The organism is Mesorhizobium sp. CO1-1-8 (assembly GCF_020164875.1).
In the GTDB taxonomy this organism is placed as follows: domain Bacteria; phylum Pseudomonadota; class Alphaproteobacteria; order Rhizobiales; family Rhizobiaceae; genus Mesorhizobium.
In genome coordinates, this window is record NZ_JAIUGZ010000003.1 from 35,093 (window position 1) to 48,055 (window position 12,963).

At 64.5% G+C, this 12,963-nt stretch carries 13 protein-coding genes and 1 pseudogene; 4 read left to right on the forward strand and 10 right to left on the reverse strand.

The genetic code is table 11. The features are described 5' to 3' along the window. Nucleotides 1-88 precede the first annotated feature (88 nt). From LB558_RS06605 to LB558_RS06620, 4 genes are all read left to right on the forward strand, one after another. A complete protein-coding gene (locus LB558_RS06605; protein ID WP_224696792.1) occupies nt 89-1,132 on the forward strand; it encodes an ABC transporter substrate-binding protein in 1,044 nt (347 codons plus the stop codon). Then, entirely contained in the window at nt 1,132-2,424 is a 1,293-nt protein-coding gene (locus tag LB558_RS06610; RefSeq protein WP_224696793.1) for an ABC transporter permease, read from the forward strand. Before LB558_RS06605 ends, LB558_RS06610 begins: the two co-directional genes overlap by 1 nt. Further along, nucleotides 2,421-3,248 (forward strand): ABC transporter permease, encoded by an 828-nt coding sequence (locus LB558_RS06615; protein ID WP_224696794.1) that lies wholly within the window; start codon nt 2,421-2,423, stop codon nt 3,246-3,248. The genes LB558_RS06610 and LB558_RS06615 overlap by 4 nt, the downstream gene beginning before the upstream one ends. Before the next feature lie 154 nt (nt 3,249-3,402). Continuing rightward, nucleotides 3,403-3,783 (forward strand): gamma carbonic anhydrase family protein, encoded by a 381-nt coding sequence (locus tag LB558_RS06620; protein WP_224696795.1) that lies wholly within the window; start codon nt 3,403-3,405, stop codon nt 3,781-3,783. Here LB558_RS06620 and LB558_RS06625 read toward each other — a convergent pair. From LB558_RS06625 to LB558_RS06665, 10 genes and pseudogenes are all read right to left on the reverse strand, one after another. Beyond that, nucleotides 3,780-4,781 (reverse strand): branched-chain amino acid ABC transporter permease, encoded by a 1,002-nt coding sequence (locus tag LB558_RS06625; protein ID WP_224696796.1) that lies wholly within the window; start codon nt 4,779-4,781, stop codon nt 3,780-3,782. The genes LB558_RS06620 and LB558_RS06625 overlap by 4 nt on opposite strands. After that, a complete protein-coding gene (locus LB558_RS06630; RefSeq protein WP_224696797.1) occupies nt 4,781-5,665 on the reverse strand; it encodes a branched-chain amino acid ABC transporter permease in 885 nt (294 codons plus the stop codon). The genes LB558_RS06625 and LB558_RS06630 overlap by 1 nt, the downstream gene beginning before the upstream one ends. Beyond that, entirely contained in the window at nt 5,662-6,387 is a 726-nt protein-coding gene (locus LB558_RS06635) for an ABC transporter ATP-binding protein (RefSeq protein ID WP_224696798.1), read from the reverse strand. Before LB558_RS06635 ends, LB558_RS06630 begins: the two co-directional genes overlap by 4 nt. Then, complete coding sequence (locus LB558_RS06640) at nt 6,384-7,112, reverse strand: ABC transporter ATP-binding protein (protein ID WP_224696799.1); 729 nt, start codon at nt 7,110-7,112, stop codon at nt 6,384-6,386. Before LB558_RS06640 ends, LB558_RS06635 begins: the two co-directional genes overlap by 4 nt. A 27-nt stretch (nt 7,113-7,139) precedes the next feature. Further along, nucleotides 7,140-8,003 (reverse strand): ABC transporter substrate-binding protein, encoded by an 864-nt coding sequence (locus LB558_RS32860; RefSeq protein ID WP_318011618.1) that lies wholly within the window; start codon nt 8,001-8,003, stop codon nt 7,140-7,142. After that, nucleotides 7,945-8,322, reverse strand: a pseudogene (locus LB558_RS33115) (ABC transporter substrate-binding protein); the annotation flags it as partial. The gene LB558_RS32860 and the pseudogene LB558_RS33115, both read right to left, overlap by 59 nt. Before the next feature lie 42 nt (nt 8,323-8,364). Then, on the reverse strand, nt 8,365-10,152 hold the full coding sequence (locus tag LB558_RS06650) for a hydantoinase B/oxoprolinase family protein (RefSeq protein WP_224696800.1): 1,788 nt from the start codon (nt 10,150-10,152) through the stop codon (nt 8,365-8,367). Further along, the gene (locus LB558_RS06655; RefSeq protein WP_224696801.1) at nt 10,152-10,664 is read right to left on the reverse strand and encodes a hypothetical protein; all 513 of its coding nucleotides are present in this window, start codon (nt 10,662-10,664) and stop codon (nt 10,152-10,154) included. Before LB558_RS06655 ends, LB558_RS06650 begins: the two co-directional genes overlap by 1 nt. After that, nucleotides 10,612-11,616 carry a hydantoinase/oxoprolinase family protein gene (locus LB558_RS06660; RefSeq protein WP_224696802.1) on the reverse strand — a complete coding sequence of 335 codons (1,005 nt, stop codon included), beginning with the start codon at nt 11,614-11,616 and terminating at the stop codon, nt 10,612-10,614. Before LB558_RS06660 ends, LB558_RS06655 begins: the two co-directional genes overlap by 53 nt. A gap of 248 nt (nt 11,617-11,864) precedes the next feature. Continuing rightward, entirely contained in the window at nt 11,865-12,884 is a 1,020-nt protein-coding gene (locus LB558_RS06665; protein WP_224696803.1) for an IS110 family transposase, read from the reverse strand. Nucleotides 12,885-12,963: the final 79 nt, after the last annotated feature.

Genomic DNA, 12,963 nt, shown 5'->3' on the forward strand with positions numbered 1-12,963 from the left:
ACATGCCAGTCGACCACATGACCTTCCGCCCTCCGTGTGACGGACCATGGAAGCGGCCTGGAACCGAACGTCCGTGGAGGTGAAGAGAATGCGTATATACGGTAAAAAACTTCTGCCTGTGTTGGGCGCGTTGGTGCTCGGCACCGCCGCCGCGTCCGCGGAGGAACTCCGGGTCGCAAGCTGGGGCGGCGTGCTCAGCGAAGCCAACCGAGCCGCCTATTGGGATCCTTACGAGAAGGCGACCGGCATCAAGATCATCGACGATACCTTCAACGGCGAGATCGCGAAGATCCGCGCACAGGTCGAGGCAAAGTCCCATCAGTGGGAAATCGCCGAGGTGGAGGATGCCGAAGCGTTCGCTGGCTGCGAGGAAGGACTGTACGAGAAGCTGGACCTGACGCGCATTCCGGTCGCCGACCTGGCGCCTGGCACCTATGGCGATTGCAGCGTAGCCTCGGAGATCGGCACGATCGGGCTGACCTACAACGGCGCCAAGATGGCCAACGGTCCCAAGACGTGGGCTGAATTCTTCGACGTGAAGAAATTCCCGGGCAAGCGCGGAATGCGCAAGTCGGCGACCTTCACCCTTGAGATCGCGCTGCTCGGCGCCGGCGTGCCGAAGGAAGAGGTCTACAAGGTTCTCGCGACCAAGGAAGGCCAGGACAAGGCGTTCGCCAAGCTCGACGAGATCAAGGACCAGCTCGTCTGGTGGTCGTCGGGAACCGAGCTGGTTCAGGATCTGATCGCGGGCGAGTTCGACATCGCGGCCGCCTATAACGGCCGCGTCGCCGACGCCAACAAGACCCAGGGCCAGAAGCTCGAATTCATCTGGGATGCCGGCTATGTGCTCGGCAACACCAATTGGGTGATCCTGAAGGGGTCGCCGAAAGCCAAGCAGGCGATGGACTTCATCGCCTGGGCGACGACGCCGGAGCCGCAGGCCGAGTTCATGCGCCACGTCGACTACGCCTCGGCGAACACCAAGGCGTTCGCGCTGCTCGAGCCGAAGTACCTCACCTACATGCCGAACACGCCGGACCGCGTTGCGTATAGCCTCGCCAGCGATCCCGCGTTCTGGCGCGACAACCTCGACACGCTCACGGAACGCTTCAACGCCTGGGCCAGCAAGTAATGGCAGCTCACCTGACAATCGCCGTCGACACGAAGGATTCCGCGCGCATCGCGCGGGATCCGGACCCTCCCGGTTCGCGGCAGGATGATCTGGGGCGCCACCTGCGCCGGCAGGAGCGCATCCGGGAATTCAAGGCGTTGTGCCTCACGGCGCCGGCTCTGGTTTTCCTTTTCGTGGCCTTCATCGGGCCGCTGCTGTTCTTCATGTACCGGGCGGTCGACAATTCCGATCTCGTCGACAACATCCCGCGGACAACCCAGGCGATGAACGTCTGGAGCGGTGCCGAAGCGATGCCGCCGGACGCGGTTCAGCAGGCGCTGGTCGACGACCTGACCGCCCTGCGCGGCACGCCCGCGCTGGCGATCCTGGCGCGGACTCTCAACTATCATCAGGCGGGATACCGCTCGCTCGTCCAGAAGACCGCCAACGGTCTTGCCGCCCATCCCGAGGGCACGGCGGCGCAAAGGCTGGCGACCATCGACGAACGGTGGGCCGAGCCGGTCATCTGGCAGATTCTGCGGCAGGAATCCTCCCGCTGGACTCCGCTTTTCGTTCTTTCCGCCATCGACCTGCAGCGCAAGCCGGATGGCTCGATCGGCCGGGTGGACGAAGACACCGCGATTTACCAGCGCGTCTTCCTGAGGACATTCCTCGCCAGCATCGGCGTTACAGCCGCCTGCGTCGTTCTTGGCTACGTCACCGCCTATAGCCTTGTCCGGATCCGGCCTCGCCTTGGGCGCGCGGCCCTGTTCATCGTGCTGATTTCCCTGTGGACGTCCCTTCTGGTGCGCACGCTCGCCTGGATCCTCATCCTGCAGAAAAACGGCGTGCTCAACGCGGCGCTTACCGGCTCCGGCATCGTGGACGAACCCCTGCAGTTCATCCGCACCTGGTTCGCCGTCGGGCTGGCGATGGTGCACCTGCTCCTGCCTCTGATGATCTTGCCGATCGCCAGCGTCATGCAATCCATTCCGCCCTCATACGTGCGGGCCTCCCGCTCGCTGGGTGCGTCTCCGTGGCGTGCGTTCTGGTCGGTCTATCTGCCGCTGACATTTCCCGGCATCGGCGCCGGTATCGTCCTGGTGTCCACGTTGTCCCTCGGCTTCTTCATCACGCCGGAGCTGCTTGGCGGACCCGAGCACCAGATGGTCAGCTACTTCGTGGCATTCTTCACCAACATGAGCGTCAACTGGGGCCTCGCCTCGGCCCTGGGCGCCTGGCTCTTCATCATGACAATTGCGCTGTTCGCCGTGATCTACCGGGTGTTCGGCATTACGAGGGTTGCGGCATGACCCCACGCTTCAACGCGGCCAGGCCGACGGATTGGCTGTTCAACACCATCCTCGTGCTCATGCTGGGCTTTCTGCTCCTGCCGATCCTCTTGGTCGTGCCGCTGTCGTTCAGCAGCGGCGACTTCTTCGTCTATCCGCTGCCCGGCGTATCTATGCGCTGGTACGCGGAGTTCTTCAACAATCCGGTGTGGATGGGGTCCTTCCGCAACAGCCTCGTCGTGGCGCTGTGCACTATGGTTTTCGCCACCACCCTCGGCACGCTCGCGGCGGTCGGGCTGTGGCGCTCGAAAAGCTGGATCGGCACGACGGCGACGGCGCTCCTGATCTCGCCGCTGATCATCCCGGTCGTCATCGTAGCCATCGCGCTGTTCTTCCTCTATGCCCGGCTAGGCTTCGCCGGCAGCATGTGGGCCCTCGTGATGGGCCACACCGCCATCTCGCTGCCGCTTGTCGTGCTGACCGTCGGCGCCACGCTCCAGGGCTTCAATCCTAACATGACGCGCGCGGCGCTCAGCCTCGGCGCGACGCCGGTTCAGGCGTTCTTCGGCGTCATGCTGCCGCTGATCGCGCCGGGCGTGGCAACGGGGGCCCTATTCGCGTTTGCGACATCCTTCGACGAAGCGGTGTTGTCCCTGTTCCTCGGCAGCCCCGAGCAGCGAACCTTGCCGCGCCAGATCTTCTCGGGCCTGCGCGAAAGCATCACGCCCGTCGTCGCGGTCGCGGCGACGCTCATCATCGTGCTGGCGACGAGCCTGCTGCTTCTCGCGCAATATCTGAGAAGCCGTGCGGAGCGACTGCGCGAGGGACGAGATGCCGGTCTGTAGAACAAACCAGCAGCGCGGATGGACACATCCCGCAATGATGTCCGGGTGACAGCCACCCGCAAGGCAACGGCACTCTGCTTCTGCAGCTGCCGAGCCGTCGATTGCCCCCTCGACATTCCTCGCGCCGACGGTAGTCGGCCATGTCGAAATCTGCATGGGTTCTACCATCTGGTTCAATGCGGTCCTGCGCGGCAACTTTGGTCCGATCTCGATCGACCGAAACACCAACATCCAAGACGCGGTCATCATCCGAAGTGACGAGGGCAAATCCGTCACCATCGGCGCTACCGTGCTCGATGGCGCCGTCATTGGACCCGAAAAGATGGTCGAAGCAGGCACGATGTGGGTCGGCTCCCCGGCCAAGAAGGTTCGCCATCTCAGCCCCGGCGAGGTGCGCTCATTGCAGGGCCGGCACGGCGCACTACCGGGTCAGGGCATCCTACCGGTCGGACCACGTCGGCTCCGGAAAGACTACTTCCCCTCACGAATAACGCGGCGTCAAGGCGCGGCGTTCTTCGACAGCGCGCCTGCTTAAAATCTGATAGACCGCAGCGAGATTTCGTGTCCTCCGGTGAGGCCGCGCGGGCGGATGAGAAGAACGGCCAGCATGATCAGGGCCAGCACGATCTCGCGCAATCCCGTTGCCGCTGGCACCACGATACCGCCGACGCTGAACCCGCCAGCGAGAAAGCGCAGGATTTCCGCGGCAACCGCCAGCACGATGGTGCCGACCACCGCGCCGGACAGGCTGCGCATACCGCCCATCACCAGCATCGCGAGTGTCAGGAACGTGAACTCCAGGTAGAACTGGCTGACCGTGAGGATGCCGAGGAAATGTCCTTGCAGTATGCCGCCCAGCGCCACCAGGGCGGCCGACAGCACGAAGGCCATCAGCCGCAGCGGACGGACTGCGATGCCGGAGGCGCGCGCCGCGACCTCGTCTTCGCGTGAGGCCTGCAGCATCAGGCCATAGCGCGAAAACTTGAAGACATAGGCGACGGTCAGCGCGAGAAGCGCAGAGGCCGTGGCCGTTCCGATGCCGGTCGCCAGCGGCAATCCGACCAGCGAACTGGTTCCTTTGGTCAGGGAGTCGGCGTTGGAACAGACGGTGTTGACAATCGCCAGCCATGCGAGCGTGGCGATGCTGGCGCCAATGCCCGAAAGCTGCATGATGACCACGCCGATGACGAGCGCGGCGAGCGCCGCAAGCACGACGCCGACGGCCGCGCCCCCCGGCAGCGGGAGCTGCGTTGCCAGGACGAAGGCCGGAAGATGCGGCAGGAAGATTTTCTTGGCGGCCAGCGGCAGGGTGAACCACGCCGCGCCATAGGCGCCGATCGCCGCGAAACTCGCATGGCCAAATGACAGGATGCCCGAATTACCGATGAAGACGGAAAGGCCGATCACGACCACCAGTTTGATGAGCGTGTCGACGGCGACGCGCTCCACCACCGACGAGCCGGTCAGGCCGACGGCAGCGACCGCGATGACGACGAGAGCCAGGAGAAGCAGCGTCGAGAGGTGGGCTCGCATCAGACACGCTCCCGCGCGAGAGCGCTTCGAAAGAGCCCCTGCGGCCTGAACACCAGGACGGCGATGACCGCGGCATAGACGAACGCTTCGCGGAAGACGCGCAGGTCGGGCGGCAGCACCGCCTGCAGGATCACGGTGGCGAAGCCGACCGCCATGCCGCCAAGCACAGCGCCGACCAGGCTTCCCATTCCGCCGATGACCGTCGCCACGAAGCCGACGAGCGCCAGCTGCAGGCCCATGCCGGGCGAGACCGTTCCGGTCTGCGCAACGAACAGGATCGCCACGACCGCCGCCAGACCGCCGCTTAGCGCGAACGCGACGGCGACGACGCGGTTTGCGCGAACGCCCAGGAGTCGCGCCATACGGAAGTCCACGGCAGCGGCCCGCATCTCGATCCCGGTCCTGGTCCGGCGCAGGAAGAAGGCAACTCCCGCAAGCAGCACGGCCGTGACCACGATGGTGACGACGTTCAGCCGCGCAACGCGCACGTCGCCGATCAGGAAGGGTTGGCCGAGCTCGGGCAGGAGATCGAAGCCGATCGGACGCGCTCCGAAGACGAGGACCAGCGTGTATTGCAGCAAATAGCTGACCGCGAAGCTGGTGATCAGCAGCGTCGCCGGATCGGCGTCGCGGACGGGCCGGAACGCCAGCCTTTCGACCAGCAGGGCCAGCACGATGACCGCCAAGATCGCGGCAACCGCGGCGACGGGGAACCAGACGCCGGCGGTCATCATCAGCACATAGACGCCGATCGTGACAAACTCGCTCTGGGCGAAGTTGATCAGGCGCATGATGCCGAATAGCAGGCCGATCCCCAGGGCTGACAGGGCGTAGAGCGCACCAACGCTGATCGCGTCGATCAATGTTTGCAGGACAAAGATCATGCCCCCTTCACCCCCTTCCCCAGATAGGCGGCCCCGAGCCGCTCGTCGTGCAGGACTTCCGAGGCAGGACCGCTGAGCTGCACGATGCCGTTGGCAAGCACCATGACCCTGTCGGCGACCTGGCCGATGCGGTCGGGGTTCTGCTCGACCAGGAGCAGGGTCACCCCCTGCCGCTTCAAATCCTTCAGGGTCTCATAGACCTTATCGACCATCACCGGAGCCAGACCGAGAGACGGTTCGTCCAGGATCAGGAGCTTCGGTTGCGACAGCAGGGCTCGGGCAATCGCGAGCTGCTGCTGCTCGCCACCCGACAGGCGCGTCGCCATGCCGGAGCGCCGCTCCTTGAGGATCGGGAACATGGCGAAGACGCTCTCGAAAGCCTCCACCGGCGAGACCTTTCCAGCCTGCACGGTAAGGCCGAGAAGGAGGTTCTCCTCCACCGTGAGACCCTCGAAAATATGCCTCCCTTCGGGCACCAGGGCGATTCCCTGCCGCGCGATGGTCTCGGGGACATGGCCGGCGAGCGACCTGCCCTGGAAGGCGACGGTGCCGGCGCCCGGACGCAGCACGCCGGCGATCGTCAGCGTCAGCGTCGACTTGCCCGCGCCGTTCGCCCCGACGACGGCCAGCGTCTCGCCTTCGGCGAGCTCGAAGGCGATATCGCGCAGCGCCGGGATCGGCCCGTAGCTCACCGACAGTCCCGCGACTGACAGCATGATCATGTCGCGGCCTCCAGGCTGCCGAGGAATGCACGTCGCACCACGGGATTGGTCCTGACCTCCTGTGGGGCGCCGCGGGCGATGACCCGCCCGCCGTCGAGGACGACCAACCGCTCGCACACGGCCATCACCAGCGCCATGTTGTGCTCGACCAGGAGCAGCCCCAACCCCGTCTGGTTGCGCAGCGACACCAGCGTGGCGTCGAGGTCTGCGACCTCTTCGGGCGTCATGCCGGCCGCCGGCTCGTCCAGGAGCAGGAATTTCGGTCTGAGTGCCAGCGCACGCGCAATGGCGAGCCGGCGCTGATGCGCGTACGACAGCGACCCGGCGGGCCGGGCCGCCTGATCGAACAGCCCGAGCAGATGGAGCAGATCGCGCGCTGGCGGGGCGGCGGAGCCCAGCACGGCGGCCGATGCCACCACATTGTCGACGACGCTTAGGTTTGGAAAGAGACGCACCGACTGGAAGGTGCGCACGATTCCCGACCTGGCGATCCGGTGCGGCGCCAGCCGGTTGAGCGGCAGGTCGCCATAGGCGACCCGTCCCTCCGTCGCCCGCTGAAAGCCGGAGAGTACGTTGATCAGTGTGCTCTTGCCGGCACCGTTCGAGCCGATCAGCCCAACGATCTCCCCCTCGCCCAGGTCGAGGTCGACATCGGACAGGGCAGCCAGACCGCCGAAGCGAACGCCGATCTTCTCGGCGATGAGCCTTGGTGTCCCGCTGCCCATGTCTCAAATCCTACAAGCGTCCGAGCGTCAGAACTTCACCTCAGGGATCTTCTCCGACACGAAGCGTCCGATCGGCTCGTGCTTCCCGTTGACGATCTTCTGGAAAAGCATCGGACGATTGATGTTGATGTGCAAGTCGGGGGTAAAGGTGGTCTCGCCGATGAGGAGGATCTCCTTGTTCATCTTGTCGAGTTCGGCGCGAACCGCGTCCGCTTCGAAGGACTTTGCCCTTTCGACCGCCAGCGCCCAGGCTTCTATGACCGAATAGCCGGTCAACGCGTGCGCCGTGCCAGGAGGCTGGCCGAACTTCGCCGCATAGCGCTTGGCGAAGTCGTTGACCTTCGGGTCGGGATCGTTGCCGAACATGGAGCCGTAGGTCGCGAGGTAGAAGTTCGAGAGGTTAGGCACGGAGCCGAGCCAATAGTCGCCGTCCATGGATTCGCTGGCGACCAGCGGAAGGTCGATGCCGGCGGCACGGATCTGGCGGATCGCCGATGCGCCGTTGATAGCGCCGCAGAACATCACGAAATCGGGCTGCTTGGCGTTGGCCTTGAGCCGGGAGACCTGGCCGGCTATCGACGTATCGTTGACGCCGTGGAAGGTGTCGCGGCCGACAATCGCGTCCGTGCCTGCCAATTCGGTGAACCTCGCCTCGAACGAGCCGCAGAGCGACCGCGTGTATTCCACCATCGTATCCATGAAGAGGTAGGCGGTCCTGTAGCCTGCCTCCTTGAAGGTCCAGTCGGCGATCGTAGCGCCCTGCGAGACCGTGGCGGTCGACATCGTGTATGCGTTCGGGCCGATGCCCTTGGACGCCGAATTTGGGGTCGGCCGCGCACGACGAGAAGGCGATGACGTTCTGCGCCTGCGCCACGAGGGCGGCCGGAGCACCGAAGTCGAAGTCGCAGGTCACCATGATCAGCTTGGCGCCCTGGCTCAGCACGTCGGTCGCAGCGGTCGCGCCCTGGCCGGGATCGGACTTGATATCGGATTCGACGGTGGTGATCTTCTTGCCAAGGAGGCCACCCTTGGCGTTGATCTCGTCGATCGCCAGGAGGGCCGCCTTGCGCGGGCCGTCGTCATACGGCGCGATGAAGCCCGAGAGCGCGACCGGAAACCCGACGACGACCGTGTCGTCCTGCGCGTGCGCCGCAACCGACAGAGGAGATATAAGAGCGGTCACAGCCGCCAATCGGAAAATGCGTTTCATGATCTTCTCCCAATTTATCCCTGGATGAGCCGTTTTCGTTGTTCAGGAATTCCCATCTGCCCGCAGTGCTCGAGTAGCCTCGCGATCCGGCGAGCCGTCCGCCGCGAGTTTTGTCCGGTAGACTGCTTCCGCCCGCTCGGGCGTTATCCAGCCTTCGGCGACATCGAACGCGACCATGTCCATGTCGCGTTCGGAGGGTGACCCATAACCGCCACCGCCGCACGAAATCGAAAGCAGGCGCTCGCCGTCGCGCATCCTCACCTGCGCACAGGATTCGAGCTGTTCGCGCCGTCCGTCGGGAAGCAGGCGGAACTGGTTGGCGCCGCCGCCAACCCCGCCTCCACGCACACCCTGCGCGGCGTTCACCATGCCGTCGCTCACATAGCCGACATCGATGTCACAACCGACCGGGCCGAACTCGACGGCGATCGACGGCGCGCCGCGGAATTTTCCCGCCCCTTCCGTGTTCGGCAGCAGCTTGCGCGAATAGACGTGTATCGGCTGCCGCAACTCGTCGAGTTCGACGCTGTCGAGATTGCAGAGTCCGGCGTTGCCGACGTGCCCGATGGTCATCCACGCATCGGCGCGGGGCGAACCCGCGCCGCCTGTCATGCCGAGGAAGATCTGGTTGACGAACGGTTCGCGCGACTTCGGGTCCATGCCGGAAATGACGCCGACAGCCGGCGGAATGATCGCGCCGCATTCCGCCATGCCCGCGCCCTCGGCGATTTCGGCGATGGACGCCTGCACCGCGTTCGCCACACGGTCCGCGACGTTCGTCGTCGCGACCGAGGTCGAGGTCGGATGACGCGGAATGCCGACGACGCAATTTTCGCGCAGCTTCAGGTCGATCCGGCGCAGCGATCCCGCATTCTTCGGCACGGAGTGCTCGATCGAATTGAAGATGCCGACCATGGCCGAAGTGCGGGAGCAGGATTCCGAAAGGTTTAGCCCGCACGGCAGGCAGTCGATATTGTCGGTAAGGTCGACGCCGATGCGCGCACCGGCAGGGTCGATCTCGACCGCCACATTGACGACAATCCCCTCTTCCGGCGTGCCCGGGAAAGGATCGTGCGTGCTGGACCGCCGTGCCGTGCCGGCCGGCAATGCGCGGATCGCCTCCACCATGCGCCGCTCGGAATAGTCGAGCCAGTTGGCGGCGAAGCTGGTGAGCGTGTCCCAGCCGACTTCGCGCGCCATCGCCATGATCTCCTGTTCGCCGATGCGCGCCGCCCCTACCATGGCGAGGAAATCGCCCCACCACTGGTCGGGCACGCGAATGCGCATCCGGCACATGCGCACGAAGTCCTGGTCGGTCTCGAAATTCTCCTGAACCTTGACCGACGGAAAGATCAGGGCTCCTTCCTCGTAAACATCCTTCGCCGAGCCGTGATAGGTGGTCGGGATGGAGTTGCCGATGTCGGCCTGGTGCGCCTTGGCGAGCACGGTGAAGCGGTGGCGTCCGTCATCGTCGATCACCGGTACAAGTATGGTGTGGTCGGCGGCATGGCTGCAGCCGTGGTAGGGCGAGTTGTTGAGGAACGCGTCGCCTCGCTTCAAGACCGGGGAAAACGCGACCATCGTGCGGGCCATGATGTCCGGCCCCGACAGGACGTGGATCGGCAACCCCTCATTCGTCACCAGCAGATCGGCATCGGCGGTCAGGATGCAGCACGAGAAATCGCGGGCGATGTTGAGCACGCCAGACCGGCCGGTGCGCAGCAGCGTGTTCGCCATCTTGCGGGCGACGCCCTCGAAACGGCGGTTGAACAGCGCGAGGCTGACGCTGTCGACCTGTGGCAATCCGCTGTTCTCGCTTGCTGCGGTCATCAGGCGGATCCTATTTCTATGACAAGGCTTCCCGAGGCACGGCGCGTGGCGACCGCGCCGGGATCGACGACGACGGTGGTGAAGGAGTTTTCGACGATCGCGGGGCCCATTAGCGTCTCGCCCGTCGCGAGCGCCGCGAATTGCCGCACCGGAACCTCGGTCCAGCCGGTCCGGACGAAATAGGCCTGCCGCGACGGGCGTTCCGTCGCGGTGCGCTCGATCGCCAACCGCAGCCCTGCCGTCTTGTTGAAGCGGCACGACACTTCCGCCGACCAGCCGATGATGACGACGGGAGACGCCGGATCGGAGAAGGCGAAGAGTTCTTCATGAGCCCTGTGGAAATCGGCCACGAAAGCCGCGACGTCCGCGGCGCTGGTCAGTTCCCCATTGCGGACCGGCACCTCGATTTCCCAGACCTGGGTCGAATAGCGGGCATCCACCTTCAGGCTGATCGTGCTTTCAACAGCGCCCGCGCCCGGACCGGCGATGAAGGCGCGGCACCGGGCCTTCAACGCTTCGATCGTGCGCGCCGCGCCGGCGAAATCGAAGGCGGCGGTCGAGACGAAGAAGGCGGCGGAGTATTCGGCCTTCAAGATCGGACATCATCGCCCCCGCGGCCGACAGCGCCGCGCCTATCTCCGGCATGATCAGCGTCCCGCAGCCGAGCCGCCGTGCGATCCGCACCGAGTTGAGACCGGCCGCGCCGCCGCCGCCCACGAGTACGGCCTCGCGCGGATCGATGCCCTGATTCACGGTGATGTCCACGATCGCCTGCACCATGTTCTCGGTGGCGATCGTCACGATCGCGTCGGCCGCCGCCGCCACATCGAGGCCAAGCGGTCCCGCGATCTTCTCCCGGATCGCCGTCTCGGCGAGGCCGCGGTCGAGTTTCATCGAGCCGCCAAGGAAGTAGTCCGGGTCGAGGTGTCCGAGCGCGAGCGAGGCATCGGTGACCGTCGGCTCCACGCCTCCCCGGCCGTACGCCGCGGGACCAGGAACCGCGCCCGCGCTCTTCGGGCCGACATGCAGCAGCCCGCCGGCATCGATCCAGGCGATCGAACCGCCGCCGGCGCCGACGCTTTTCACGTCGACCCAAGGGAAGCCGATCATGGTGCCGCGATGCGGCTGTCCGATCCACGTCTCACGCGATGTCGGGATATGGCCGCGGCGCACAAGGCTGACGTCGTAAGTGGTTCCGCCCGTATCGGCCACGATGGCGCTCGGAAATTCCTGTTCGAGCCTGGCGAAGTACCGCCCTGCAAGCGGTGCCATGGACGGGCCGGAATTGACGATGTGGATGGGCGCCTCCGCCGCATCGACCGCATCGATGACGCCGGCTTGCGATGTGACGACGAGGGTGCGTCCGTTGAAGCCCGCGTCCTTCACCCGACGCTCTAGATGTTTGATCCCAGGGTTTGATGGTGCATTATTTTCCAAGCAATGGAAGGATGCGCTATGGGACATGTATGGATGGCCTCCGCGTGGCAAGGGCTTTTTCGGCGTTTCTGACGAGTTGGTCGGGTGCAGGCATGTATACGGCCTCTGATTGCGGCGCGTTGATGCCGCGGGCCCTGATGAAGTCCGCGGATCGGGTTCCTTTCAGGTTCGCGAGCTGTTGGCGCATGGCCCATAACGGATTGTCCCGACCCCGGCTCGACCGTTCGTCATCACACCATCAGCACCTCACCAATCTGTAATCGCCGGCGGTTCTTCTACTTGGCAGCAGGGTCGAATTTCTTTCCGGTTGTCATCACCGCCCAGGCGATCCTGGCCATCTTGTTTGCGAGCGCGACTGCAACGACATTGTAGGGCTTCTTCGCGAGCATGCCGGCCGCCCATTGCGTCGACGTCGCTTTTGCCTTCTGACTGTAGCGAAGAACGGCGTGCGCTCCGATGATGAGAAGCCGACGGATGTAAGGATCGCCTTGCTTGCTGATCCGCCCAAGACGCTCCTTGCCGCCTGATGAGTTCTGCCGCGGGACAAGGCCGAGCCAGGCTGCAAGCTGTCTGCCGGATTTGAACAGCGACACGTCAGTGATGGTCGTAGCGATCGCGCTCGCGGTGATCGGGCCAATTCCAGGAATGGTCTCCAGTCGCCGGCTCAGTTCGTTCGAGCGGTGCCAGCGGTGGATCTGGCGATCCAGCCCAGCTACCTTCTCGTCAACCTCTCGCAACTGTTCGATGAGAGGGAGAAGAGCTACTCGAGCAAGTGCCGGCAGGAGATCGTGATCTTCCTCAACCAGCGCAATCAGCGTGCCGACACCGGCGATACCCTGGCGCGTGACGATCCCAAACTCAGCCAGGTGGCCTCGCAAGGCGTTTACCAGCATGGTCCGCTGACGGATCAAAAGTTCGCGCACCCGGTGCAGCATCAGCAAACTCTGCTGTTGCTCGCTCTTTACCGGAACGAAACGCATCGTGGGCCGCGTCACCGCTTCGCAGATCGCCTCTGCGTCCGTCACATCGTTCTTCTGCCGCTTAACATAAGGCTTCACGTAAGAAGCGGGCATCAGTCGAACCTCATGGCCGAGCCTGACTAGGACCCGCGCCCAATGATGTCCGCTCGCGCAAGCCTCGATACCGACGAGGCACGGCGGCAATCTTTTGAAAAAGGACACGATATCGTCGCGGCGCAGCTTCCGGCGGATGACAACTGCACCTTCCGCGTCAACACCGTGCACCTGAAAGACGTGCTTGGCGATATCCAGACCGATTGTGCTAACCTTCTTCATGGACGGCTCTCCCTCATGTGGACTTTCGACAGCCACACTTTGGCACATTGCGATGCCGGGAGCGGAGGCCGTCCACCAC

Bases quoted from the DNA above. Each gene is read 5' to 3' on its own strand.
- LB558_RS06605 (WP_224696792.1), top strand. From the start codon at position 89: ATGCGTATATACGGTAAAAAACTTCTGCCTGTGTTGGGCGCGTTGGTG.
- LB558_RS06610 (WP_224696793.1), top strand. From the start codon at position 1,132: ATGGCAGCTCACCTGACAATCGCCGTCGACACGAAGGATTCCGCGCGC.
- LB558_RS06615 (WP_224696794.1), top strand. From the start codon at position 2,421: ATGACCCCACGCTTCAACGCGGCCAGGCCGACGGATTGGCTGTTCAAC.
- LB558_RS06620 (WP_224696795.1), top strand. From the start codon at position 3,403: ATGGGTTCTACCATCTGGTTCAATGCGGTCCTGCGCGGCAACTTTGGT.
- LB558_RS06625 (WP_224696796.1), bottom strand. From the start codon at position 4,781: ATGCGAGCCCACCTCTCGACGCTGCTTCTCCTGGCTCTCGTCGTCATC.
- LB558_RS06630 (WP_224696797.1), bottom strand. From the start codon at position 5,665: ATGATCTTTGTCCTGCAAACATTGATCGACGCGATCAGCGTTGGTGCG.
- LB558_RS06635 (WP_224696798.1), bottom strand. From the start codon at position 6,387: ATGATCATGCTGTCAGTCGCGGGACTGTCGGTGAGCTACGGGCCGATC.
- LB558_RS06640 (WP_224696799.1), bottom strand. From the start codon at position 7,112: ATGGGCAGCGGGACACCAAGGCTCATCGCCGAGAAGATCGGCGTTCGC.
- LB558_RS06650 (WP_224696800.1), bottom strand. From the start codon at position 10,152: ATGACCGCAGCAAGCGAGAACAGCGGATTGCCACAGGTCGACAGCGTC.
- LB558_RS06660 (WP_224696802.1), bottom strand. From the start codon at position 11,616: ATGTCCCATAGCGCATCCTTCCATTGCTTGGAAAATAATGCACCATCA.
- LB558_RS06665 (WP_224696803.1), bottom strand. From the start codon at position 12,884: ATGAAGAAGGTTAGCACAATCGGTCTGGATATCGCCAAGCACGTCTTT.